Consider the following 23,916-nt stretch of genomic DNA (forward strand, 5'->3'; position numbering starts at 1 on the left):
AGCCGCAACCTGCCTGCGGTGGTCCTCGACCAGCGACTTGACGGCTTCAAGTCCTACCCCGAGATATGCCGCCACCATCGCCGTCGTCACACGCATCCCGTCCGGCAGCAGCGACAGCGCCTTGACGGTGTGAGAACGAGTGGGCCCCTGCCGGAACTGTCCGGCAGGGGCCCACTCGTGTGTGTCAGGCGTCAGCCTCCGGCGCCGCCGAAGAAGTTGGTGCCGCCGTCGTTTCCGCCGTTGTTGCCGTTCTGGCCGCCGACGGTGACCAGGTCGACGGTCGAGCCGCGCTGGACCGTGCTTCCCTGGCCCGGGTTCGACGTGAAGACGATCGCGTTGTCGTCCTGGGTCGGGGTGATGTTGCCGACCTGCAGGCCGGCCTGCTCCAGCAGCTTCCTGGCGTCCTTGAGCTTCTGGCCCTGGACGTTGGGGACCTGTACCTGCTGGTTCTGCACCTTGCCGACGTTGATGGCCACCGGGGTGTTCTTGGCGACCTCGCTGCCCGCCGTCGGGGTGGTCGAGAGGACCTTGCCGTCGTCGTCGGGGTTGTCGGTGGGAGTGTCGTTGCAGGTCGCGTTCGGGGCCAGGCCCTTCGACTGCAGCTCGGCCCTGGCCTCGTCACAGGTCTTGCCGGTGACGTCCGGGACCGCGACCTTCTCCTCGGCCTTGGCGACCGTGAGGACGATGGTGGAGCCCTTCTGCCGGCTGGTGCCGCCGTCCGGGTCCTGCTTGGTGACCACGTTGGGCGTCTGGCTGGACACCTCGGTCTTCTTCTGGACCTCGAAGCCCTTCTTCCTCAGCTGGGCCTCGGCCTGGTCGTACTGGATGCCGAGCACGTCCGGGACGGTGACCTTCGGCGCGCCGGTGGACACCACCAGCGTGATGGTGTCGCCCTTGTTGACGTCCGAGCCCGGCGTCGGGTCCTGGTCGCAGACGTTGCCCTTCGGCTGGTCCTCGCAGGGCTTGCGCGTGGGCGGCGCCAGCTTCAGGCCCCGGTTCTTGGCCATCTTCTGGGCCGTGCCGTAGCTGTTGCCGACGAAGGTCGGGGCGGCGAAGGTGTCGTTCTCGCCGTCGTGCCCGCTGAAGATCCACTGTCCGATGAGGACCGCGCCCACCAGCACCAGGATGCCCGCGACCACGAGGAGGATCGTCGAGGAGTTGTTCTTCTTCTGCTGGCGGCGGCGGTCCGGGCGGTCGTCGTAGCCGTAGCCGCCGTCGTCCGGGTTCATCGGCGGGAGCATGCTGGTCGCTCCCGCGCCCGCGTCCGAGCGCAGCGCCGTCGTCGGCTGGTCGTCGGGGTAGCCGCCGTAGCCCGCCGCGCCCACGGCGCCCATCGCGGCCGTGGCGGCGACCGGCTGGCCGTCGAGGCAGGCCTCGATGTCGACGCGCATCTCGTCGGCCGACTGGTAGCGGTAGTTCGGGTCCTTGACCAGCGCCTTCAGGACGATGGCGTCCATCTCGGGCGTGATCTCCGGGTCGAAGACCGAGGGGGCCTGCGGCTCTTCGCGCACGTGCTGATAGGCCACGGCCACGGGGGAGTCGCCGACGAAGGGCGGGCGGACCGTCAGCAGCTCGTAGAGGAGGCAGCCGGTCGAATAGAGGTCCGAGCGGGCGTCGACCTGCTCGCCCTTGGCCTGCTCAGGGGAGAGGTACTGGGCCGTGCCGATGACCGCCGCGGTCTGGGTCATGGTCATGCCGGAGTCGCCCATGGCGCGGGCGATGCCGAAGTCCATCACCTTGACCTGGCCGTTGCGGGTCAGCATGACGTTGGCCGGCTTGATGTCACGGTGGACGATGCCGGCCCGGTGCGAGTACTCCAGGGCCTGGAGGATGCCGATGGTCATCTCCAGCGTCCGCTCCGGCAGCAGCTTGCGGCCGGAGTGGAGGAGCTCACGGAGCGTGGAGCCGTCGACGTACTCCATGACGATGTACGGGATCGAAACCCCGTCGATGTAGTCCTCGCCCGTGTCGTAGACCGCGACGATCGCGGGATGGTTGAGCGAGGCGGCCGACTGGGCCTCCCGGCGGAACCGGGCCTGGAAGGACGGATCGCGCGCGAGGTCCGCGCGCAGCGTCTTCACCGCCACGGTGCGGCCGAGGCGGGTGTCATGCGCGAGGTAGACCTCCGCCATGCCACCACGACCGAGCACCTGGCCCAGCTCGTACCGGCCGCCGAGGCGACGCGGCTCTTCCATAGCTACCTACCAGCCCTCTCCGTCGGTCCCGGCCGCGCACATGTCGTGTGCGGTCGGAGGCTGCCGTCCGGGCCTACCGTACCCGGCTCGCTCCGTGTGCCCTGGCCAAGCCCGGAACCCGATACAGGACCGGTATCGCAACGTGCAACGATGTGAAGGGGACGTGAGCGGGTTCACTTCTTGGAGTTGATGACCGCCTCCATGACGTTCTTCGCGATCGGCGCGGCCAGGCCGCCGCCGGAGATGTCGTCACGGTTGGCGTTCTCGTCCTCGACCACCACGGCCACGGCGACCGGCGAGCTGTTGTCGCTGAGCTTGGCGTATGAGATGAACCACGCGTAGGGGTTCGCGCTGTTCGCCACGCCGTGCTGGGCGGTACCGGTCTTGCCGCCGACGGTGACTCCGCCGCCGATCTGCGCCCTCTGGCCCGTGCCGCTCTTGACGACCGTCTCCATCATCGACTGCAGGATCTGCGCGTTCTGCGGAGACAGCGGCCGGCTCAGCTCCTCGGGGTCGGTCTTGGCGACCGGGTCGAGGTTGGAGGACTGCAGCTGGTCGACCATGTACGGCTTCATCAGCTTGCCGTCGTTGGCGACGGCCGAGGCGACCATGGCCATCTGCAGCGGGGTGGCGGCGGTGTTGTACTGGCCGATGGAGGACAGCGCGGTCTGCGACGGGTTCATGTCGTCGGAGAACACCGAGGCGCTGGAGCGGATCGGGGTGAACTGTTCGGCGTCGAAGCCGAACTTCTTCGCCTCGTCCAGCATCTTGTCGTTGCCGAGGTCGGCGCCGATCTTGCCGAAGACGGTGTTGCAGGACACCCGCAGCGCCTCGCGCATGTCGGCGTCCTTGCAGGGGATGTTGCCCTCGTTCTTCAGCTCGGTGGTCGTGCCCTTCATGATGTAGGGCAGCGGTGAGTCGGTCTTCTCGTCGGCCGACTTGTACAGCCCGTTCTCCAGCGCGGCCGCCGCGGTGACCACCTTGAAGGTGGAGCCCGGGGGGTAGGTCTCGCGCAGCGCCCGGTTGAGCGCCGGGTCGGACGGGTTGTTCTTCTTGAGGATCTTGTTCCAGGCCTTGGAGTCCTTGTCCGTGTTGCCCGCGAAACTCGACGGGTCGTACGACGGGTAGGAGGCCAGGGCGAGGATCTTGCCGGTGGAGGGCTCGAGGGCCACCACGGCGCCCTTGCCGCCCTGGGCGCTCAGGCCGTTGTACGCGGCCTTCTGCGCGGCGGCGTTGAGGGTGGTGACGACGTTGCCGCCCTGCTGGTCCTTGCCGGTGATCATGTCGAGGGTCTTGCGGAAGAACAGCCGGTCGTCGTTGCCGGTGAGGATGCCGTCCTCGATGCTCTCCAGCTGGTTGGCGCCGAAGGCCTGCGAGGAGTAGCCGGTGACCGGGGCCCACATGGGCCCGTTCTTGTAGGTGCGCTTGTACTTGAAGTCGCCGCTCTTGGACTCGACCGACCCGGTTATGGGGTCGCCGTCCACGACGATGTCGCCCCGGGGGTTGGCGTACCGCTCGATGGCGACCCGGCGGTTGGCCGTGTCGGTGCGCAGCTGGTCGGCCTTGACGTACTGGAGCCAGTTGTCGCGGATCAGCAGGGCCAGGACGAGCAGGCCGCAGAAGATCGCGATCCGGCGCAGGGGCTTGTTCATGACGGGCGGACCACCTGGGTCATCTCGGCGTCGGGATTGGCGGCGGGGGCGGGTGCCGGGCGGCGCGCGGTGTCACTGATCCGGATGAGGATGCCGATCAGGGCCCAGTTGGCGATCACGGAGGAACCGCCGTAGGCGAGGAACGGCATCGTCATACCGGTCAGCGGGATGAGGCCCATCACACCGCCGGCCACGACGAACACCTGGAGCGCGAAGGCGCCGGACAGGCCGATGGCGAGCAGCTTGCCGAACGGGTCTCGGGCGGCGAGGGCGGTGCGCACGCCGCGTTCCACGATCAGGCCGTAGACCAGGAGGATGGCCATGACGCCGGCCAGGCCCAGTTCCTCGCCGAAGGTGGCGAGGACGAAGTCGGAGTTGGCGGCGAACCGGATCAGCTCGGAGTGGCCCTGGCCCCATCCGGTGCCGAGGGTGCCGCCGGAGCCGAAGGCCCACAGGGCTTGCTGGAGCTGCTCGGAGTGGACCTTTCCGTCGTGTACACCCGAGCGGCTGGCCAGGTACTCGTGCATGGGGTTGAGCCATGCCTGCACACGGGTCTGGATGTGCGGTTCGAAGCTGGCCACGCCGACGGCGCCGAGGGCGGACATCAGCAGACCGAAGACGATCCAGCTGGTCCGCTCGGTGGCGACGTACAGCATGATCACGAACATGCCGAAGAACAGCAGCGAGGTGCCGAGGTCGGTCTCGAAGACGAGGATGAGGATCGAGATCGCCCAGACGACGAGGATCGGGCCGAGGTCGCGGCCGCGAGGCAGGTACAGGCCCATGACGCGCCGGCTGGCCAGGGCCAGCGCGTCACGCTTGACCATCAGGTAGCCGGCGAAGAACACCGCCAGCACGATCTTGGCGAACTCACCGGGCTGGATGGTGAAGCTGCCGACCTTGATCCAGATCTTGGCGCCGTAGGTGAGGTCGGCGCCCAGGCCCGGCACCAGCGGGAGGAGCAGCAGCACCAGCGCCGCCGCCATGGAGATGTAGGTGTAGCGCTGGAGCGTGCGGTGGTCCTTGAGGAAGATCAGCACAGCGACGAACAGCGCGATGCCCAGCGCGGTGTAGATGAGCTGGTTGGTCGCCTTGCCGCCGGCGACGCCGATGCTTTGCAGCAGCTTGGACTGGTCCAGCCGCCAGATGACCACCAGTCCGAGCCCGTTCAGCAGGGTCGCCAGCGGCAGCAGCAGCGGGTCGGCGTAGGCGGCGAACTTGCGCACCACGACGTGGGCGATGCCGGCCAGCAGGCCGAGGCCCAGGCCGTAGCCGAGCAGGCCGGCCGGGACCGACCCGTCGATGGCGAGGCCCACGTTGGCATAGGCGAACACCGGGATGACCACCGCGAAGACCAGCAGGGCCAGCTCGGTGTTGCGGCGGCTCGGTGCGCCGATGGCGCCGATCGTGGACGTGTGGTGCGTCGGTGTGTTCGAAGTACTGCTCATCGTGTGACAGGGCCTCTCACGGCGTGCTTACTGCTTGCCGCACTGATCGACGACCTTCTGCTCATTCTCGGAGAGGCTCGGGCCGGGGCTGGGCTTGGCGGTCGGGGACTTCGAGGGGGACGACGGGGACTTCGACGACGCCGACGGGTTCGGCGTGGGTGATGCCTTGGACGTGAAGGAGGCCGGGGTGGTTCCCGTGGTGCCTCCGGCCTCGCCCTCGCCGGTCTTGGCGTTCTTCTCGGTCTCGGCGGCCGCGCGCTCCGCCTGCTTGCGGCATGCGGAGGCCTGCACGGACAGGGCGTCGATCTTCGCCCGGGCCTGGTCCAGGCCGCCCGCGGTGATCGTGTTCTTGACCTGCTTCTGCTGGTAGGGCGGCAGGTACTTGAGTTCGATCTCGGGGTGGTCCTTCTCCACCTCTGACAGCGACACCCAGGCCAGGTCCTGGCTGATGCCGCGGTACAGGGCGACGTGCTCGCCGTTGGTGCCGACGTAGTACTGGGTCTGCGTCCAGCGGTAGCCGCCGTACAGGCCGCCGCCGATGACGGCGAGGGCGAGGACGCTGTAGAACGATCTCTTCAGCCACCTGCGGTTCTTGCGCGGCTTGGTGAAGTCCTCGTCGGTGTAGTCCCCGTAGCCGTCGGCGGGGACGTAGCCGGTGGTGTCGCCGGAGCCGGGCGGGCCGAACTCGCCGCCGCCGCCGGGGTGGCCTTGGCGGCCCAGGTGGGAGGCCCGGCCGGCCGGGGTCTGCATGATGCCGTTGTCGTGCAGGTGGTGCTGGTTCTCGGCGACGGCGCCGACCACGACCGGGGTGTCGGACAGCTGCCCGGCGAGGGTGTCGCCGGTGTCCAGGTCGAGCACGTCGGCGATGATGACGGTGATGTTGTCCGGGCCGCCGCCGCGCAGCGCGAGCTGGATCAGCTCCTGCACGGTCTCCTGCGGGCCCTGGTAGCTGGCGAGGGTCTCCTCCATCGTCTGGTGGGAGACGACGCCGGACAGACCGTCGGAGCAGATCAGGTAGCGGTCGCCGGCCCGGACCTCGCGGATGGACAGGTCGGGCTCGACGTGGTCGCCGCTGCCGAGGGCGCGCATCAGCAGGGAGCGCTGCGGATGAGTGGTGGCCTCTTCCTCGGTGATGCGGCCCTCGTCGACGAGCCGCTGCACCCAGGTGTGGTCCTGGGTGATCTGGGACAGCACCCCGTCGCGCAGCAGGTACGCGCGCGAGTCGCCGACGTGCACCAGGCCGAGCCGCTGCCCGGTCCACAGCAGGGCGGTGAGCGTGGTGCCCATGCCCTCGAGCTGCGGGTCGTCCTCGACCATGGCGCGCAGCTGATCGTTGGCGCGCTGCACGGCGTGGCCGAGGGAGGTGAGGATGTCGGAGCCGGGAACGTCGTCGTCGAGCGTGACCAGGGTGGAGATGACCTCGGAGGAGGCGACCTCGCCGGCCGCCTGGCCGCCCATGCCGTCGGCGATCGCGAGCAGGCGGGGACCGGCGTAACCGGAGTCCTCGTTGCCCTCCCGGATCATGCCCTTGTGCGATCCGGCGGCGAAGCGCAGTGACAGACTCATGCGCACCTCGCCCGTCGGCTCCGGGTACAGCCGGTCGTGTCGAGCCACACTGCCCACCCTCCGGTCGGGAGCGCGCCGGAGACCGGGGTGCGGCCTGCCGCTGCGTGCTCGCTCCGCTCGCGCTCACTCATGACGTACTACTTCCGCAGCTCGATGACGGTTTTGCCGATGCGGATCGGCGCGCCCAGCGGGATCGGCGTGGGGGTCGTCAGCCGGGACCGGTCCAGGTAGGTGCCGTTGGTGGAGCCGAGGTCCTCGACGATCCACTGGCCGTCGCGGTCCGGGTAGATCCTGGCATGGCGGCTGGAGGCGTAGTCGTCGTCCAGCACGATCGTGGAGTCGTGCGCCCGGCCCAGGGTGATGGTCTGGCCCTGCAGCGCGACGGTGGTGCCGGTGAGGGTGCCCTCGGACACGACAAGCTTGGTGGGGGCGTTGCGGCCGCGCCGGCCGCCGCCCTGCTGGCCGCGCTGCTGAGGGGGCGCGGACTGCTGCCGGGCGGCCTGCTGCGGCCGTGCCGCCTCCCTGCGCGCTCCGCGCTGGGTGACGCGTGTACCGAACAGGTCACTTCTGATGACCTGCACGGCCACGATCACGAACAGCCACAGTACGGCCAGGAAACCCAGCCGCATGACCGTGAGGGTCAGCTCTGACATTGCCCCCGCTTCACCCTTCGGCTTGCCGGTAAATGATGGTGGTGCTGCCCACGACGATCCGCGAGCCGTCGCGGAGCGTAGCGCGGGTGGTGTGCTGCCCGTCCACCACGATGCCGTTGGTGGAGCCGAGATCCTGGATCGTCGAGGGCGTTCCGGTCCGGATCTCACAGTGCCGGCGGGAGACGCCGGGGTCGTCGATCCGCACGTCGGCCTCGGTGCTGCGGCCCAGCACCAGGGTCGGGCGGGAGATCTGGTGGCGGGTGCCGTTGATCTCGATCCAGTAGCGGGTGCGTCCGCCGCTCATGGGTGCGGCCGCGGGCCGCTGGGTGGCGGGCTGCGGGTAACCGTAGCCGCCGGGGCGGGTGCCGGGCGGCGGGGCGGACGGCATGGGGGGTGCTCCGGCGGGAGCGGCGGGCGGGTATCCGTAGCCGCCGCCCTGGGCGGGGGCGGGACGCCCGGCGGGCGGGCCGGGGGGCGCCTGCTGGCTGCTGGAGGAGGCCAGGGTGCGGCTGCGCACCCGGTACAGGCCGGTGTCCAGGTCGTCGGCCTTCTCCAGGTTGACCTTGATCGGACCCATGAAGGTGTAGCGCTGCTGCTTCGCGTAGTCGCGCACCATGCCGGCCAGCTCGTCGCCGAGCTGCCCGGAGTAGGGGCTGAGGCGCTCGTGGTCGGGCGCGCTCAGCTCCACGATGAAGTCGTTGGGTACGACCGTGCGGTCGCGGTTCCAGATGGTGGCGTTGTTGTCGCACTCGCGCTGGAGCGCGCCGGCGATCTCCACGGGCTGGACCTCGGACTTGAAGACCTTGGCGAAGGTGCCGTTGACCAGACCTTCGAGACGCTGCTCGAACTTCTTCAGGACTCCCATGGGGCACCTCCTCCGTCGCTGCCGATATGCCTTGCCCTGCTCTGTGCCTGCTGTGGGCCGCTGTTCCGCCCGTACTGCTCACTGATCGTATCTACGCGTCCGGCAATCAGCCGGTTCCCCCAGCGGCTCCCCTTCGAACTCCTGCAGACAAGGATCGTAGAGGCGGGCAAGGACCAGTGTCCCGCACCCGGCTGTGGACCCGGCCCGCCTCCTGGAGAGATGGCCATGACCGGTACGAGGTTGATACGTGAACAGGCTCTCCTTGATACGTGGCTGTCGCCTGCGCTCTCCCTACCCGGTCGGGTGGCAGGTAAGGGATGTGAATCCACCCCGAACGACGTGCTAATGTTCTGGATGTCGGAAGGGGCCAGCCCGCAAGGGACGGAGCCGGAAGACACACCCAATGCGCGGGTGGCGGAATAGGCAGACGCGCTGGATTCAGGTTCCAGTGCCCGCAAGGGCGTGGGGGTTCAACTCCCCCCTCGCGCACACAGAGGCTACGGGCTCATCGTGAAAACGGTGGGCCCGTAGTCGTTTTGGCGTTCCTTCCCTGTGAGGAAGCTCTCAGGGGTGCCGGGCGGTGTGGGGGGCGGGGTTTTCCACAGGTCTTCGGTCGTCCACAGGTCTGACGCGTTCCGGCCGACGGCTGTACGGTCTGCACGAGTTGATGTTCGAGCGTGCGGACGGGGGAGGCGGTCCTGGTGACGGGATCCGGTGTTGAGGCGGCGGAGCGGGCGGTGACGGCGCCCCGGCTGCCGCAGGTGCGTGGCTTCGCCCAGTGGCCGCCGCAGGGTTCGCCCAAGAAGCAGGGCAAGGCTCTACGGACCGCCGTCCCGCGTGACGCGCACCGCGTCCTCGACGTGGACGCCGGCCGCCCGGACGCGGTCACCGCGGTGGCGGACTCCAACGCCGGCCGTATCCCCGAGCTGACACCGATACGGGTGGGCAGGATGGCGGCCACCCCGTTCGCCTTCCTGCGCGGCTCGGCCGGGCTCATGGCGTACGACCTGACCCGCACGCCGATGACCCGTATCGGCGCCCAGATCTGCGGTGACGCGCACGCGGCCAACTTCGGTCTGTACGGGGACGCCCGGGGCGGCCTGGTCATCGACCTCAACGACTTCGACGAGACGGTGCACGGCCCCTGGGAGTGGGACCTGAAGCGGCTCGCCGCCTCCTTGGTGCTGGCCGGGCGGGAGGCGGGCGCCGACGAGGACACCTGCCGGGAGGCCGCCCAGGACGCGGTGGGCGCCTACCGGCGGACCATGCGGCTGCTGGCCGGACTGTCCGTGCTGGACGCCTGGAACGCCATCGCGGACGAGGAGCTGGTCTCCCACACCGATGCCCATGACCTGCTCGGCACGCTGGAGCGGGTTTCGGAGAAGGCGCGGGCCAACACCAGCGGCCGGTTCGCGGCCAGGTCGACGGAGGAGACGGAGGCCGGCGGACGGCGCTTCGTCGACGCGCCGCCGGTGCTGCGCCGGGTCCCGGACGCCGAGGCGGCCGCGGTGGCCGCCGCGCTGGAGCCGTACGCGGCGACGCTCTCCGAGGACCGGCTGCCGCTGCTCGCCCGGCACGCGGTGCACGACGTGGCCTTCCGCGTGGTCGGCACGGGCAGTGTGGGCACGCGCTCGTACGTGGTCCTGCTGCTGGACCACCGCGGGGAGCCGCTGGTGCTCCAGGTGAAGGAGGCACGTCCGTCGGCGCTCGTCCCGCACCTGGCCGCGGCCGGTTTCCAGGCGCCTGCGGTGGAGCACGAGGGGCGCCGGGTGGTCCTCGGCCAGAAGCGGATGCAGGTGGTCAGCGACATCCTGCTCGGCTGGACGACGGTCGGCGGGCGGCCCTTCCAGGTGCGTCAGTTCCGCAACCGCAAGGGCAGCGTCGACCCGGCCGCGCTCGCCGCCGACCAGATCGACGACTACGGCCGCATGACCGGCGCCCTGCTGGCCCGCGCCCACGCCCACAGCGCCGACCCGCGCCTGATCGCCGGCTACTGCGGCAAGAACGAGGAGCTGGACGAGGCGATCGCCGCGTTCGCGGTCGCCTACGCCGACCGCACGGAGGCGGACCACGGGGAACTGGTGGCGGGGGTGCGAGCGGGGCGGATCGCGGCCGAGACGGGCGTGTGACGGGGGTGGCGCGATGAAGTACGTCGAGCTGAGCGGTGGTGCGGGGGAAGAGGCGGGGTTCATCGACCCCCGGCCCTACCTCGAGCGGCTGCCCGGCTTCGCGGCCGAACTGCCGCCGGGCGCCCGTGCGTTCGCCACCGACCCCGGGCACTACGACTTCGGTGGCAGGCGCTGTGTGAAGGACCTGCGGCCGTCACGGGTGCGCCGTGGCGGGGGCGGGGACCTCGAGATCCGCTTCCGGCACAACTGCTTCAAGCACGACGAGGACCTCCTCGTCCGCTACACCGGCGTCTCCCGATTCCAGTCCGACGTCCTGGGCAGCTGCGACCCCGCCTCGCTCGGTGATGTGATCCTCGACGAGATCCTCCCGGGCCCGGCCGGCTGCACCCATGAGCTGGCCTGCCGGCCGGGCACGCTGGTGGTCGCCTGCCGGGACCTGGTGGCCGAGTGGATACCGGCCGACTGCCCCGACGCGGTGCCGCGCGTGTGAACCGGGTCATCCGCGGCGGCGGGTTCCGGCCGTGGCCTACGCTGGTCGGGTGACGACCCCGGAAGCTGAGCAGTCCCAGGCACCGCGGCCCGAGGAACGGCTGGAACAGGCCGTACGGGCAGCCGAGCAGGCGTTGATCGAGTACGAGATCGCCGTGGAGACGTTCCGCGTCGAGGTCGAGAACTTCTCCCGGCTGCACGAGCAGAAGCTCGGCCCGCTCTATCTGCGCATCGAGCACCTGGACGCGGAGATCGCCGAGGCGAAGGCGGCTCGCACCGGGGACCCGGAGGACATCCGCAGGGCCGAGGAGGCCTGGGCGCATGTGCTGCCGATCCCCGGCGTCGAGGAGCTGCTGCACGGCTGGATGGACGGCCACGGCCTGTTCCCGGAGGCCACCGCCATGCTCACCGACCAGGCGGTACGCCCTCCGGAGCGGGTGCGGCCCAGCGAGGAGGCCCGCAAGCTCTACCGCGAGCTGGCTCGCAAGGCCCACCCCGACCTCGCCCAGGAGGAAGAGGAGCAGCAGCGGCGCGAGGAGTTCATCAGCCGCGTCAACGCCGCCTACGCCCGCGGTGACGAGGCGCTGCTCAGGGAGCTGGCCGAGGAGTGGGCGGCGGGCCCGGTGCCGCCCGAGCGCCGGCCGAGCCCCGCCGACGAGCTGTACGCCCGCCTGGAGTGGCTCTCCCAGCGCAAGGAGCTGCTCACGCTGGTCGCCCGCGAGCTCGAGGAGGGTGCCATCGCCGGCATGCTGCGGCTGGCCCCGGACGACCCCGACGGCCTGCTCGACGAGATCGCCGGCCGGCTGCGCGCGGACATCGAGCAGCGGGAGAAGGAGCTGGCGGCCCTGCTGGCCCAGGACTGATCCAGCCGTCCTTCCGGTAGCGTCGGAGGCATGAGTTTTGGAGCTGGGGTGCCCACCGTCGGGGTCACGGACCTCAAGGACGACGACTTCCTGCTGGACGTCCGCGAGGACGAGGAGTGGCAGGCCGGTCACGCCGATGGCGCGCTGCACATCCCCATGAGCGAGTTCGTTGCCCGGTACGGCGAGCTGACCGAGGCCGCCCCGCAGGACGGCCGGGTGCATGTGATCTGCAGGTCCGGAGGCCGTTCGGCGCAGGTCACGATGTATCTGATCCAGCAGGGCGTCGACGCGGTGAACGTCGACGGCGGCATGCAGGTCTGGCAGGCCGCGGGCCGTCCCGTCGTCACCGACGCCGGGGCGCCTGGCGCCGTCGTCTGATCCGCGTCGTCCGATCCGCGTCGGCCCGGCCCCGGGTCGGCCGGATCCTGGTGGCTCGGCCCCGGGCCGCCGGTGACCGGGCCTTATCTCCGTGCGCCGGGCGGGAACTCAGCGGTCGAAGTCCAGCTCCACCTTCTCCGTCACCGGATGCGACTGGCAGGCCAGTACATAGCCGGCTTCGGTCTCCTCCGCCTCCAGGGCGAAGTTGCGGTCCATGCGCACCTCGCCCGCGACCAGGAAGGCGCGGCAGGTTCCGCACACTCCGCCCTTGCAGGCGTAGGGCGCGTCGGGCCGGTTGCGCAGCACCGTGTCCAGCAGTGACTCGCCGTCCTGCACCGGCCAGGTGCCGCCGCGCCCGTCGAGCCGGGCGGTGACGGTGCTGTGCGCGGGCGCCGGGATGCCGGCCGACGGGGCCGATCCGGCGTCCACGTGGAAGATCTCCTGGTGGATCCGGGCCCGGTCCACGCCCAGCTCGCGCAGCGCTCGCTCCGCGCCGTCGACCAGTCCGTAGGGCCCGCACAGGAACCAGCCCGCCACCTGCTCCACCGGCAGCAGCGCGGGCAGCAGTCCCGCCAGCCGTTCCCGGTCGAGCCGGCCGGTCGGCAGACCGGCCTGCTGCTCCTCCCGGGAGAGCGCGGTCACCAGCTGCAGCCGCTGCGGGTAGCGGTCCTTCAGATCTGCGACCTCTTCGAGGAACATCGTCGAGGCGGCCGTGCGGTCCCCGCGTATCAGGCAGAAGCGGGCCTGCGGTTCACGCGCCAGCAGCGTGGAGACGATCGACAGCACGGGGGTGATGCCGCTGCCGCCGACGACCGCCGCGTACAGGCCCGGCGCGGGTTCCAGCGTGAAGCGCCCGGCGGGGGTCATCACCTCCAGCTCGTCGCCGACGTTGATCTCCTTCAGCGCGTACGTGGAGAAGGCGCCGCCGTCGACGAGGCGTACCCCCACCCGCAGTGTGCTCGGGCCCTCGCCGGCCGGGTCGGGGGCCGCGGAGCAGATCGAGTACGTCCGCCGGATCTCGGTGCCGTCCGTGCGCCGCCGCAGGGCGAGGTGCTGGCCGGGCGCGTGCCGGTACTCCTCGCGCAGCTCCGGCGGGACGGTGAGAGTGAGCGCCACGGAGTCGTCGGTGAGCCGGTCGACCGCGGCCACCGGGAGTGGGTGGAAGCGCGCCATCACAACTCCTTGAAGTGGTCGAACGGTTCGCGGCAGGACAGGCAGCGGCGCAGCGCCTTGCACGCGGTGGAGGAGAACCGGCTCAGCAGTTCGGTGTCGGCCGCCCCGCAATGCGGGCAGCGGACGGGTTCGCTGTCCTCGTCCGTCCTCGTCGGGCCGAGGGTCAGGGTCACCGGGCCGGGGTCGCGGCGCGCGCGTGGGGGAGCGATGCCGAACTCCTGGAGCTTGCGACGGCCTTCGGCGGTGATGTCGTCGGTCGTCCAGGCGGGGCTGAGCACGGTGCGGACGGAGACCTCACGCATGCCGTGGGCGCGCAGTACCCGCTCGATGTCCAGGCTCATCGCCTCGATGGCGGGGCAGCCGGTGTAGGTCGGGGTGAGGTCGACCTCGACCGTGTCGGTGCCGTGGATGTGCACCGCGCGTACGACGCCCAGGTCCTGGAGGGTGAGCACGGGCAGCTCGGGGTCGGGTACCGAACCTGCCAGCTCCAGCAGTTCCGCCTCCAGCGCGGTGGCCGTCACCATGAGGCCCCCGGGTGGCTGCGGTGCAGGTGCTGCATCTCGGCGAGCATCCGTCCGAACTGCTCGGTGTGCAGGCCCTGCCGGCCGGCGCCCGCCGACCAGGCGCCGGTGCGGGGTCCCTCGGGCACGGTCAGGGTGGCGCGGCCCAGTACGTCCGTGACGGAACGGAGCCAGTTCGCCTCCAGGGCCGCCCAGTCGGCGTCCAGGCCTTCGACGGGCTGGAACATCTCACCGGTGAACCGCCACAACGCGTCGCACGCGCGCCGCATCCGTTCGTGGCTGTCGTCGGTGCCGTCGCCGAGCCGCAGGGTCCACTGCTCGGCGTGGTCGCGGTGGTAGGCGACCTCCTTGACGGCCTTCGCGGCCAGCGGTGCGAACGGGCCTTCGGAGGCGGCCAGTTCGCTGTAGAGAAGCTGCTGGTAGGTGGAGAAGTACAGCTGGCGGGCGATGGTGTGGGCGAAGTCGCCGTTCGGCTGCTCGACGAGCTGGAGGTTGCTGAACGCCCGCTCCTCGCGCAGATAGGCGAGTTCGTCCTCGTCGCCGGCCATCGACAGCAGTACGCGGGCCTGGCCGAGCAGGTCGAGGGCGATGTTGGCGAGGGCGACCTCCTCCTCCAGGACGGGGGCGTGCCCGGCCCACTCCCCCAGGCGGTGGGAGAGCACCAGGGCGTCGTCGCCGAGGGCGAGCGCGGCGGTCGCGGGGACGGTGGCGGTCACAGGTGCTTCACCCCTTCCGGGATCTCGTAGAAGGTCGGGTGCCGGTAGGGCTTGTCGGCGGCCGGCTCGAAGAACGGGTCCTTCTCGTCGGGTGAGGACGCGGTGATCGCGGCGGCGGGCACGACCCAGATCGAGACGCCTTCGCCGCGCCGGGTGTACAGGTCGCGGGCGTTGCGCAGGGCCAGCTCGGCGTCGGGCGCGTGCAGGCTGCCGGCGTGGGTGTGGGAGAGGCCGCGGCGGGAGCGTACGAAGACCTCCCACAAGGGCCAGTCGGTGTTGGTCATCCTCGTGTCTCTCCCGTTCCGCCGGTGCTGCCGGTGTGCTTGGCCGCGTACGCCGCGGCCGCCTCGCGCACCCAGGCGCCCTCTTCGTGTGCGCGCCTGCGCTGGGTGATGCGCTGTTCGTTGCAGGGGCCGTTGCCCTTGAGGACGTCCCAGAACTCGGTCCAGTCGATGGCGCCGAAGTCGTGGTGTCCCCGCTCCTCGTTCCAGCGCAGGTCCGGGTCGGGGAGGGTGAGGCCGAGGGATTCGGCCTGGGGTACGCAGATGTCGACGAAGCGCTGGCGCAGTTCGTCGTTGGAGTGGCGCTTGATCTTCCACTCCATGGACTGGGCCGAGTGCTGGGAGGCGTCGTCGGGCGGGCCGAACATCATCAGGGAGGGCCACCACCAGCGGTCCACCGCGTCCTGCGCCATGGCGTGCTGCTCGGGGGTGCCGTTGCTGAGGGCCAGCAGCAGTTCGTAGCCCTGCCGCTGGTGGAAGGACTCCTCCTTGCAGACGCGCACCATCGCGCGGGCGTAGGGCCCGTAGGAGCAGCGGCACAGGGGGACCTGGTTGGTGATGGCGGCGCCGTCCACCAGCCAGCCGATGGCGCCGACGTCGGCCCACGTCAGGGTGGGGTAGTTGAAGATCGAGGAGTACTTCTGGCGGCCGCTGTGCAGCTTGTCGAGCAGTTCGTCGCGGCTGGTGCCGAGGGTCTCGGCCGCGCTGTAGAGGTACAGGCCGTGGCCAGCCTCGTCCTGGACCTTGGCCATGAGGATCGCCTTGCGGCGCAGCGAGGGCGCGCGCGTGATCCAGTTGGCCTCCGGCTGCATGCCGATGATCTCGGAGTGCGCGTGCTGGGCGATCTGCCGGACGAGCGTCGCGCGGTAGGCGTCGGGCATCCAGTCGCGGGGTTCGATGCGTTCGTCGGCGGCCACGGCCGCGTCGAAGGCGTGCTGGTACTCCGCCGGCGCTCCGGCGGTGTCCGGTGTGCCGTCGGCGTCTGTGCGTGCCGTGCGGTGCGCGGCTGCTGTGGCCATGCGGTCCCCCTGACCTAGGGCTCTGCTGCGAACACTGTCCCGACCGATCGTTCGGTCCGTGCGCATTAATGGTGTGCCGGGCCGGTGCCGCTGTCAACCGCTGTGGAAAACCCCGCGAACGTCCTGTGGACAACGCGCCGGGCGGTGCCTGACGGCCCTTCCGGGCGAGGTCGCCGCGAACGGTTCGGGCCGGACCTCGCGCGGTCTTTGCGGTGGCGATCGGCTGGTCGTACCGACGTGACGGACGTCCGCCCGGGTGGACGACGTGGTGATGGCCACGGTCTCCGGTGGTTCCCCGGGGCTGCGCCCGGTGGGCGCGGCTGAGTACCGTTCCGTGCGGGCGCCGAGCCGTGGCGCCCGTGAACCATGCGGCGCCTGTGGCGGGCGGCCGTACGACGTCGGCGGAAATCGGGGATCGGGGCGGAATGGACGCGTACGACGAGGACTCGCACAACCGGCGGGGGCCGGACGGGTCGACGGGGGCGCGTCTCCCGGAGAGCGGCACGGACGGGCACGAGCCGCCGGGCGCCCGTGGGGAGGGCGGCCCGTCCGTCACGGGTGCGGCCGCGGACGAGTCGGTGACCGACGAGGCGGAGGGGAAGCCGACCGGCGGCGCGGAGGGGAATGAGGCGTCGGGCGTGGGCACGGACGCGAACGAGTCCCCGGCCGTGGGCGCGCACGCTGACGGGCAGCCGCCCGTGGACACGGACCCCGCCGACGGCGGCGCCGAGCCGGCGGTGGCCCCGCCCGCCCCGCTCCGCAGCGGCGTCGCCGCCCTCTCCCCCCGCTACCAGGCCGGCGCGGCGGTGGCGCTCGCGGCCGTCGCCGTCGCCGCCTGCGTGCACCTGGGGATGGTGTTCCTGAGCCTCGCGCCCGCGAATACGGTGACCAAGCAGCACGGCAAGGCGATCGAGGAGTGGGTGTACCCGGAGTTCGAGCAGAACTGGAAGCTGTTCGCACCGAACCCGCTGCAGCAGAACATAGCCGTGCAGGTCCGCGCCGAGGTGCGGACGAAGGACGGTGATCTGCGCACCACCGGCTGGAGGGACCTCTCCGCCCGCGACGGTGCCGCCATCGACGGCAACCTGCTGCCGAGCCACACCCAGCAGAACGAGCTGCGCCGGGCCTGGGACTTCCTCGTCGCCACGCACGGCACCGACAACCGGCCGGTGGGCCTGCGTGGCGCCCTGTCCGAGACCTACATGCGCCGGATCGTGACGATGCGCCTGTACCGGGAGGACGCGATCGGCCGGCAGGGAGTCGTCCAGCGCGTGCAGGTCCGCTCCCGCACCACCAACGTGCAGCCGCCCGTGTGGAGCCGTGAACGCTTCTCGAGCAAGCCCGTCTACCGTGTACTGCCGTGGTGGACGGTGAGCGCCGACGAGGCCGCCGGAGGTGTGGCGTGAACGGTCTGTCCCTGACACTCTCGCGGGGCATAGCCCGCGTCACCGAGTCGGCGCTCGGCCGGTACCAGAGCGCCGTGATCCGCATCGGCTTCTCCGGCACCTGGCTGCTGTTCCTGCTGCGCGAGTTTCCCCACCGCCGGGAGATGTACGGTCCGGACGGCCCCTGGGGCTGGGACCTCGGCCGGCAGCTCACCGACGAGAACCACGCCTTCACGGCCCTGATGTGGTCCGGCGCGGGTGCCTGGTTCGAGATCTTCTATGTGCTGGCGATCCTCGCCACGGCGGCGCTGCTGCTGGGCTGGCGCACCCGGACGGCCTCCGTGCTGTTCATGGTGGGTGTGCTGTCGCTGCAGAACCGCAGCGTCTTCATGGGCGACGGCGGCGACAACGTCCTGCATCTGATGGCCTTTTATCTGGTGTTCACCCGCTGCGGCCAGGTGTGGTCGCTCGACGCCCGCCGGGCGGACCGCGAGGCCGCGGCACGCGCGCGCGGGGAGCGGGTCCGCCCCGACCGGCTGGGGCCGCTGCTGTGGGCGGTGCTGGGCCTGGTGCTCGCCGGGGTGACGCTGACGGGCCGGCTGTTCGACAACGGCTGGCTGGTGCCCTCGCTGCTGTGGACGGTCTGGGCCGTCCTCGGCCTGTGGGCGGTGGTACGGCGCCGGGCGAGGTCCGAGGAGCCGCGGATCCTGCTGGACGTGATCGCCAACGTCCTGCACAACGGCGCCCTGTTCGTGATCATGGCGGAGGCCTGCCTGATCTACGCGACGGCCGGCTGGTACAAGATCCAGGGCTCGCGCTGGCAGGACGGCACCGCCGTCTACTACCCGCTCCATCTGGACTACTTCTCGCCCTGGCCGGCCCTCGCCGACCTGATGTCCTCCAGCGGCACGATCATGATGGTCGTCACCTACGGCACGGTGATGGTGCAGGTCGCCTTCCCGTTCACGCTGTTCAACCGGCGGGTGAAGAACGTTCTGCTGGTGCTGATGATGCTCGAGCACGCGGTCATCGCGGTCGTCCTCGGGCTGCCGTTCTTCTCGCTGGCCATGATCACGGCGGACGCCGTCTTCCTGCCGACGTCCGTCCTGCTGCTGCTCGGCGGCTGGGCGGCACGCGCGCGTGAGCGGCTGGTGCGGCGCGGCCCGGACCGTGACCCCGTGCTGCCGGCGCCGCGCGCCTCCGGGGAGACCGCCCCGGGCTCGGCCGAGAAGCCTGCGCCGGGCCACGTAGGGTTCAGCGCATGACCGATCCCCTGGCCCGCTGGCGTGCGAGCGCCGGTACCGCCGTGCTGCTGGACGGCTTCCACGCCCTCAAGCACGCGCTGCGCTTCGGCGCTCAGGTCCCGGTGGCGGTCACCACCGACCGCAAGGCGGCGCTCGCCCTCGCCGAGGAGCTGGCCGGGGACGTCAGGGACACCCTGGACGAGTTGCTGACCGAGGTTCCCGCGGCGACGTACGCCTCGCTCGTGCCGCGGCCCCATCCGACCGGGGTGGCGGCGCTGGCCGTGCGGCCGCCCCGGGAGGCCAACCTGCGCGCACTCGCCCGCACGCCCCGCCCGGCGCCCGTCGTGGTCCTCGACAGCCCGCGCAACCTGGGCAACGCGGGCGCCGTGATCAGGCTGGCCGCCGGTTTCGGGGCGACCGGTGTGGTCACCACGGGCACTCTCGACCCCTGGCACCCCACCGTGGTGCGCGGCGGTGCGGGACTGCACTTCGCGACGGCCGTGGAGCGGCTCGGCGTCGACGAGCTGCCCGCCGGACCGCTGTTCGCCCTCGACCCGGAGGGTGAGGACATCCGGGGTGTCACGCTGCCCGACGACGCCGTGCTGGCCTTCGGCTCGGAGCGCAGCGGCCTGTCGCCCGAGGTGCGCGGGCGGGCCGACCATCTGCTGGCGCTGCCGATGCGCCCCCAGGTCTCCAGCTACAACCTGGCCACCAGTGTGGCCATGACGCTGTACCACTGGAGTGCCACCGGGGGCGCGGCGACGGCGCCCCCGGCGGTCACGGACTTCTAGGCCTGGCGGCGGACCTCCACCACCCGGAAGCGGTTGGCCACGAACGCGCCGTCGGTGAGGGCAGCGTTCGCCGCCGGGTTGCCGCCCGAGCCGTGGAAGTCGGAGAAGGCGGCCGTCTGGTTCACGTACACCCCGCCGGTCAGGTTGAGCGACAGCTGGGCGGCCTCCTCCAGGCAGACCTCCTCGACGGCCCGCTCGGCCTCCGGGTCGGTGGTGTACGCGCCGACCGTCATCGCGCCCTTCTCGCGGACCGTGCGGCGCAGCAGCTCCACCGCGTCGGCCACCGAGTCGACCGCGACGGCGAAGGAGACGGGGCCGAAGCACTCGCTCATGTAGGCGGCCTCGGCGTCCGGCTTGGCGCCGTCCAGCTTGACGATCACCGGCGTGCGGACCACCGCGCCCGGGAAGTCCGGGTTGGTGATCTGCCGGGAGGCCAGGGCGACCTCACCGAGACCGGAGGCCGCCTCCAGGCGGGCCTTGACGTCCGGGTTGACGATCGCGCCCAGCAGGGCGTTCGCGCGGGCGTCGTCGCCGAGCAGGCCGTCGACGGCGCGAGCGAGGTCGGCGGTCACCTCGTCGAAGGTCCGGTGGCCCTCGTCGGTGCTGATGCCGTCGCGCGGGATCAGCAGGTTCTGCGGGGTCGTGCACATCTGGCCGCTGTACAGGGACAGCGAGAAGGCCAGGTTGGACAGCATCCCCTTGTAGTCGTCGGTCGACTCCACGATGACCGTGTTGACGCCGGCCTTCTCCGTGTAGACCTGCGCCTGGCGGGCGTTGGCCTCCAGCCAGTCGCCGAAGGACGTCGACCCGGTGTAGTCGATGATGCGGATCTCGGGGCGGGTGGCGAGGGTCTTGGCGATGCCCTCGCCGGGGCGCTCGGCGGCCAGTGCCACGAGGTTCGGGTCGAAACCGGCCTCGGTGAGCACCTCCCGCGCGACGTGCACGGTCAGCGCGAGCGGCAGTACCGCGTGCGGGTGGGGCTTGACCAGGACCGCGTTGCCGGTCGCCAGCGAGGCGAACAGGCCCGGGTAGCCGTTCCAGGTGGGGAACGTGTTGCAGCCGATGACCAGGCCGATGCCGCGCGGGACCGGCGTGAACCGCTTGTTCAGCGCCAGCGGGTCGCGCTTGCCCTGCGGCTTGGTCCACTCGGCGCTGTCTGGTGTGCGGACCTGCTCCACGTACGCGTACGCCACGGCTTCCAGGCCGCGGTCCTGGGCGTGCGGGCCGCCCGCCTGGAGCGCCATCATGAAGGCCTGACCACTGGTGTGCATGACCGCGTGCGCGAACTCGTGCGTCCGGTCGCTGATCCGCTTGAGGATCTCCAGGCAGACCATCGCGCGCGTCTCCGCGCCCGCATCCCGCCAGGCGCGCTGTCCGGCCTTCATCGCGGGCAGCAGCACGTCGAGGTCCGCGTGCGGGTAGGTCACGCCGAGCTCGATGCCGTAGGGGGAGACCTCGCCGCCCACCCAGTCGTCGGTGCCGGGCTGGCCGAGGTCGAGGCGGGTGCCGAGGACGGCGTCGAAGGCGGCCTTGCCGGCAGCGGCGTCCAGGCTGCCCTGTTCCCCGTACGCCTTGGGGTGCTCGGGGTGCGGTGACCAGTACGCGCGCGTGCGGATCGCTTCCAGGGCCTGGTCGAGCGTGGGCCGGTGCCTGGCGATCAGGTCGTGCGCGGTCAGTTCGGCGGCCATGCGGGACCAACTCCTCGTCTCAGGAACTCTTCCTCGAGTTCATGACCTGGGCGGAAACAGAGGCAGGAACGGGCGGACAGGGCTAGAGTAACCGAACGATCGGTCGGGACAAGGGGGCCTGCCGCATCTGTGGACAACCCCGTGCGGGAGGATCGCGCACATGACAGCACTCGACCTCAGCAGCCCCGTGGCCGTCGTCGGCACCGGCACCATGGGCCAGGGCATCGCCCAGGTCGCGCTGGTGGCCGGCCACCCCGTGCGGCTCTACGACGCCCTGCCCGGGCGGGCCCGGGAGGCGGCCGACGCGATCGGCGCCCGCCTCGACAGGCTCGTGGAGAAGGACCGGCTCAGCGCCGCCGAGCGGGACGCGGCCCGATCCCGGCTCACCCCTGCGGAGAGCCTGGCCGAGCTGGCCGACTGCTCCCTGGTCGTGGAGGCCGTCCTGGAGCGGCTGGAGGTCAAGCAGCGGCTCTTCAGCGAGCTGGAGGACGTCGTCTCCGAGGACTGCCTGCTCGCCACCAACACCTCCTCCCTGTCGGTGACGGCCATCGCCGGTGCCCTGCGCGGCCCCGGCCGCTTCGTGGGCCTGCACTTCTTCAACCCGGCGCCGCTGCTGCCGCTGGTCGAGGTCGTCTCCGGGTTCGCCACCGACGTCACGTCGGCCACGCGCGCGTACGAGACCGCGCGTGCCTGGGGGAAGACCCCGGTGGCCTGCGCGGACACCCCCGGCTTCATCGTCAACCGCATCGCCCGGCCGTTCTACGCCGAGGCTTTCGCGGTGTACGAGGCCCAGGCCGCCGACCCCGCCACCATCGACGCCGTCCTGCGCGAGTGCGGCGGCTTCCGGATGGGCGCCTTCGAGCTGACCGACCTGATCGGGCAGGACGTCAACGAGTCCGTCACCCACTCGGTGTGGCGGTCCTTCTTCGAGGACGTCCGCTTCACGCCCTCCCTCGCCCAGCGCCGCCTCGTGGAGTCCGGCCGCCTCGGCCGCAAGGCGGGGCACGGCTGGTACGACCACTCCGAGGGCGCCGAGCGCCCCGAGCCGCACACCGCCGAGAAGCGGCAGCCGCCCGCCCACGTCACCGCCGAGGGCGGACTCGGCCCCGCCGCCGAACTGCTCACCCTGATCCGCGAGGCGGGCATCCCGGTCCGCGAGGAGGACGAGGACCACGGCACCCGCCTGGTGCTGCCGAGCGGCGGCCAGTTGGTGCTCGCCGACGGCCAGACGTCCGTGGAGTTCCGCGACGTCGTCTACTTCGACCTCGCCCTCGACTACCGCCGGGCCACCCGCATCGCCCTGTCCGCCTCCCAGGACACCTCGCCGGCGACCCTCGCCGAGGCCATCGGCCTCTTCCAGGCGCTCGGCAAGGACGTCAGCGTCATCGGCGACGTCCCCGGCATGATCGTCGCCCGTACCGTCGCCCGGATCGTGGACCTCGCCCACGACGCCGTCGCCAAGGGCGTGGCCACCGAGGAGGACATCGACACCGCGATGCGCCTGGGCGTCAACTACCCGCTGGGGCCCTTCGAGTGGAGCCGCAGGCTCGGCCACGGCTGGGCGTACGACCTCCTGGACGACCTGCACCTGCGCGACCCCTCCGGCCGTTACGCGCCGTCCCTCGCCCTCTACCGTCACGCGTACGCCACCGACAAGCGGGAGGGCACCCCATGACCACCGCCAAGCGCGACACGTACACCCCCGAGACGCTGCTCTCGGTCGCCGTGCAGGTCTTCAACGAGCGCGGTTACGACGGCACCTCCATGGAGCACCTGTCCAGGGCCGCCGGTATCTCCAAGTCCTCGATCTACCACCACGTCAGTGGCAAGGAGGAGCTGCTGCGGCGGGCCGTCAGCCGGGCGCTGGACGGGCTGTTCGGGATCCTCGAGGAGGAGCCCGCGCGCGTGGGGCGGTCCGCCGACCGGCTCGAGCACGTCGTACGGCGCACGGTCGAGGTGCTCATATCCGAGCTGCCGTACGTGACGCTGCTGCTGCGGGTGCGCGGCAACACCGAGACCGAGCGCTGGGCGCTGGAGCGGCGCCGCGACTTCGACCACCGGGTCGCCGCCCTGCTGAAGGCCGCGGCCGCCGACGGGGACGTACGCGGCGACGTGGAGGTGCGCCTGGCCACCCGGCTGGTCTTCGGGATGATCAACTCCGTCGTGGAATGGTACCGGCCCGACAGCCGGGGCGTCAGCGGCCGCGAGGTGGCCGACGCGGTGGTCCGGCTCGCCTTCTCGGGCCTGCGGCGGGACTGAGGCCGCGCCGGTCCGCTCCGGACTCCGGCCACCGGCGCACCCGGGAATCAGGCTTCCGGCTCGGTGTCCTCCTCCTCGAACACCAGCAGTGTGCGGGTGCTGAGCACCTCGGGGATCGCCTGGAGCCGGGTGAGCACCAGCTCGCGCAGCGCCCTGTTGTCGGGGGTGTGCACCAGGAGCAGGACATCGAAGTCGCCGCCCACCAGGGCGATGTGGGAGGCGCCTGGCAGCTGCCTGAGCTGCTCGCGGACCGTGCGCCAGGTGTTCTGGACGATCTTCAGCGTGATGTACGCCGAGGTGCCGTGTCCCGCCCGCTCGTGGTCCACGCGGGCGCTGAACCCCCTGATCACGCCGTCGTCGATCAGCCGGTTGATGCGCGCGTAGGCATTGGCGCGGGAGACATGGACGCGTTCGGCGACGGAGCGTATGGAGGCGCGGCCGTCCGCCTGCAGGATTTTCAGGATGTCCTGGTCGATCGCGTCCAGTGGGCGGGCCGGCGGGGCGGCGCCGTCCTGCGGCCCGTCGGCCATTTGTTCAGCTGTCATGTCCCCCCGCTTCACCGTCGTGGACGTCCTGCATTCATTGCAGGTTGTGGAGAACC

22 protein-coding genes and 1 tRNA gene are annotated in these 23,916 nt (G+C 71.1%); 10 read left to right on the forward strand and 13 right to left on the reverse strand.

What is annotated here, in order from left to right:
* Positions 1–191: 191 nt before the first annotated feature.
* The 6 genes from pknB to ACZ6B1_RS18480 form a co-directional block, all read right to left on the reverse strand.
* Positions 192–2,195, reverse strand: a complete 2,004-nt coding sequence (gene pknB, locus ACZ6B1_RS18455) for a Stk1 family PASTA domain-containing Ser/Thr kinase (protein ID WP_468779574.1) — start codon at positions 2,193–2,195, stop codon at positions 192–194.
* 173 nt (positions 2,196–2,368) lie between these two features.
* Positions 2,369–3,847: a penicillin-binding transpeptidase domain-containing protein gene (locus tag ACZ6B1_RS18460; RefSeq protein ID WP_468779576.1), complete on the reverse strand. Its 1,479-nt coding sequence runs from the start codon at positions 3,845–3,847 to the stop codon at positions 2,369–2,371.
* Positions 3,844–5,295, reverse strand: coding sequence for an FtsW/RodA/SpoVE family cell cycle protein (locus ACZ6B1_RS18465; RefSeq protein ID WP_468779578.1), 1,452 nt, complete (start codon positions 5,293–5,295; stop codon positions 3,844–3,846). Before ACZ6B1_RS18465 ends, ACZ6B1_RS18460 begins: the two co-directional genes overlap by 4 nt.
* A 27-nt stretch (positions 5,296–5,322) precedes the next feature.
* Positions 5,323–6,909, reverse strand: a complete 1,587-nt coding sequence (locus ACZ6B1_RS18470; protein ID WP_468779580.1) for a Stp1/IreP family PP2C-type Ser/Thr phosphatase — start codon at positions 6,907–6,909, stop codon at positions 5,323–5,325.
* 89 nt (positions 6,910–6,998) lie between these two features.
* Complete coding sequence (locus ACZ6B1_RS18475) at positions 6,999–7,514, reverse strand: FHA domain-containing protein FhaB/FipA (RefSeq protein ID WP_061922349.1); 516 nt, start codon at positions 7,512–7,514, stop codon at positions 6,999–7,001.
* A gap of 10 nt (positions 7,515–7,524) precedes the next feature.
* On the reverse strand, positions 7,525–8,379 hold the full coding sequence (locus tag ACZ6B1_RS18480) for an FhaA domain-containing protein (RefSeq protein WP_468779583.1): 855 nt from the start codon (positions 8,377–8,379) through the stop codon (positions 7,525–7,527).
* Between the two features lie 405 nt (positions 8,380–8,784).
* On the opposite strand from ACZ6B1_RS18480, the gene ACZ6B1_RS18485 reads away from it, so the two are divergent.
* The 5 genes from ACZ6B1_RS18485 to ACZ6B1_RS18505 all read left to right on the forward strand — a co-directional run bounded on the left by ACZ6B1_RS18485 (position 8,785) and on the right by ACZ6B1_RS18505 (position 12,238).
* A tRNA-Leu gene (locus ACZ6B1_RS18485) sits at positions 8,785–8,868 on the forward strand.
* Positions 8,869–9,080: 212 nt separating this feature from the next.
* On the forward strand, positions 9,081–10,508 hold the full coding sequence (locus tag ACZ6B1_RS18490; protein ID WP_468779585.1) for a DUF2252 domain-containing protein: 1,428 nt from the start codon (positions 9,081–9,083) through the stop codon (positions 10,506–10,508).
* A 13-nt stretch (positions 10,509–10,521) separates the two neighbouring features.
* Positions 10,522–10,998 (forward strand): hypothetical protein, encoded by a 477-nt coding sequence (locus ACZ6B1_RS18495; RefSeq protein WP_468779587.1) that lies wholly within the window; start codon positions 10,522–10,524, stop codon positions 10,996–10,998.
* 49 nt (positions 10,999–11,047) lie between these two features.
* Positions 11,048–11,860: a hypothetical protein gene (locus tag ACZ6B1_RS18500; RefSeq protein ID WP_468779589.1), complete on the forward strand. Its 813-nt coding sequence runs from the start codon at positions 11,048–11,050 to the stop codon at positions 11,858–11,860.
* 48 nt (positions 11,861–11,908) lie between these two features.
* Complete coding sequence (locus tag ACZ6B1_RS18505; RefSeq protein WP_351662161.1) at positions 11,909–12,238, forward strand: rhodanese-like domain-containing protein; 330 nt, start codon at positions 11,909–11,911, stop codon at positions 12,236–12,238.
* A 108-nt stretch (positions 12,239–12,346) separates the two neighbouring features.
* Here ACZ6B1_RS18505 and ACZ6B1_RS18510 read toward each other — a convergent pair whose 3' ends face one another.
* Genes ACZ6B1_RS18510 through paaA form a run of 5 tightly spaced genes read right to left on the reverse strand, consistent with a single transcriptional unit; the run spans position 12,347 to position 15,948 of the window.
* The gene (locus ACZ6B1_RS18510; protein WP_468779591.1) at positions 12,347–13,411 is read right to left on the reverse strand and encodes a 2Fe-2S iron-sulfur cluster-binding protein; all 1,065 of its coding nucleotides are present in this window, start codon (positions 13,409–13,411) and stop codon (positions 12,347–12,349) included.
* Positions 13,411–13,935 carry a 1,2-phenylacetyl-CoA epoxidase subunit PaaD gene (paaD, locus tag ACZ6B1_RS18515; RefSeq protein WP_468779593.1) on the reverse strand — a complete coding sequence of 175 codons (525 nt, stop codon included), beginning with the start codon at positions 13,933–13,935 and terminating at the stop codon, positions 13,411–13,413. Before paaD ends, ACZ6B1_RS18510 begins: the two co-directional genes overlap by 1 nt.
* The gene (gene paaC, locus ACZ6B1_RS18520) at positions 13,929–14,648 is read right to left on the reverse strand and encodes a 1,2-phenylacetyl-CoA epoxidase subunit PaaC (RefSeq protein WP_468779595.1); all 720 of its coding nucleotides are present in this window, start codon (positions 14,646–14,648) and stop codon (positions 13,929–13,931) included. Before paaC ends, paaD begins: the two co-directional genes overlap by 7 nt.
* Positions 14,645–14,932 (reverse strand): 1,2-phenylacetyl-CoA epoxidase subunit PaaB, encoded by a 288-nt coding sequence (paaB, locus tag ACZ6B1_RS18525; RefSeq protein WP_094218582.1) that lies wholly within the window; start codon positions 14,930–14,932, stop codon positions 14,645–14,647. Before paaB ends, paaC begins: the two co-directional genes overlap by 4 nt.
* Positions 14,929–15,948 carry a 1,2-phenylacetyl-CoA epoxidase subunit PaaA gene (gene paaA / locus ACZ6B1_RS18530; protein WP_468779597.1) on the reverse strand — a complete coding sequence of 340 codons (1,020 nt, stop codon included), beginning with the start codon at positions 15,946–15,948 and terminating at the stop codon, positions 14,929–14,931. The genes paaB and paaA overlap by 4 nt, the downstream gene beginning before the upstream one ends.
* Positions 15,949–16,373: 425 nt before the next feature.
* Between paaA and ACZ6B1_RS18535 the strand changes: the two genes are divergently transcribed.
* From ACZ6B1_RS18535 to ACZ6B1_RS18545, 3 genes are read left to right on the forward strand one after another with little or no spacing between them, the layout of a single operon-like run.
* Positions 16,374–17,354 (forward strand): DUF5819 family protein, encoded by a 981-nt coding sequence (locus ACZ6B1_RS18535; protein WP_468779599.1) that lies wholly within the window; start codon positions 16,374–16,376, stop codon positions 17,352–17,354.
* Positions 17,351–18,598, forward strand: coding sequence for an HTTM domain-containing protein (locus ACZ6B1_RS18540; protein ID WP_468779601.1), 1,248 nt, complete (start codon positions 17,351–17,353; stop codon positions 18,596–18,598). Before ACZ6B1_RS18535 ends, ACZ6B1_RS18540 begins: the two co-directional genes overlap by 4 nt.
* Positions 18,595–19,368 carry a TrmH family RNA methyltransferase gene (locus ACZ6B1_RS18545; protein ID WP_468779603.1) on the forward strand — a complete coding sequence of 258 codons (774 nt, stop codon included), beginning with the start codon at positions 18,595–18,597 and terminating at the stop codon, positions 19,366–19,368. Before ACZ6B1_RS18540 ends, ACZ6B1_RS18545 begins: the two co-directional genes overlap by 4 nt.
* On the opposite strand, the gene paaN is transcribed toward ACZ6B1_RS18545, so the two are convergent.
* Positions 19,365–21,056, reverse strand: coding sequence for a phenylacetic acid degradation protein PaaN (gene paaN, locus ACZ6B1_RS18550; protein WP_468779605.1), 1,692 nt, complete (start codon positions 21,054–21,056; stop codon positions 19,365–19,367). The genes ACZ6B1_RS18545 and paaN overlap by 4 nt on opposite strands.
* 160 nt (positions 21,057–21,216) lie before the next feature.
* On the opposite strand from paaN, the gene ACZ6B1_RS18555 reads away from it, so the two are divergent.
* Both ACZ6B1_RS18555 and ACZ6B1_RS18560 read left to right on the forward strand, forming a co-directional pair.
* Entirely contained in the window at positions 21,217–22,731 is a 1,515-nt protein-coding gene (locus ACZ6B1_RS18555; protein ID WP_468779607.1) for a 3-hydroxyacyl-CoA dehydrogenase, read from the forward strand.
* A complete protein-coding gene (locus tag ACZ6B1_RS18560; protein ID WP_468779609.1) occupies positions 22,728–23,315 on the forward strand; it encodes a TetR/AcrR family transcriptional regulator in 588 nt (195 codons plus the stop codon). The genes ACZ6B1_RS18555 and ACZ6B1_RS18560 overlap by 4 nt, the downstream gene beginning before the upstream one ends.
* Positions 23,316–23,362: 47 nt before the next feature.
* Here ACZ6B1_RS18560 and ACZ6B1_RS18565 read toward each other — a convergent pair whose 3' ends face one another.
* Entirely contained in the window at positions 23,363–23,860 is a 498-nt protein-coding gene (locus ACZ6B1_RS18565) for an Lrp/AsnC family transcriptional regulator (protein ID WP_468779611.1), read from the reverse strand.
* Positions 23,861–23,916: the final 56 nt, after the last annotated feature.

It is taken from the genome of Streptomyces sp. NPDC041129 (assembly GCF_055592265.1).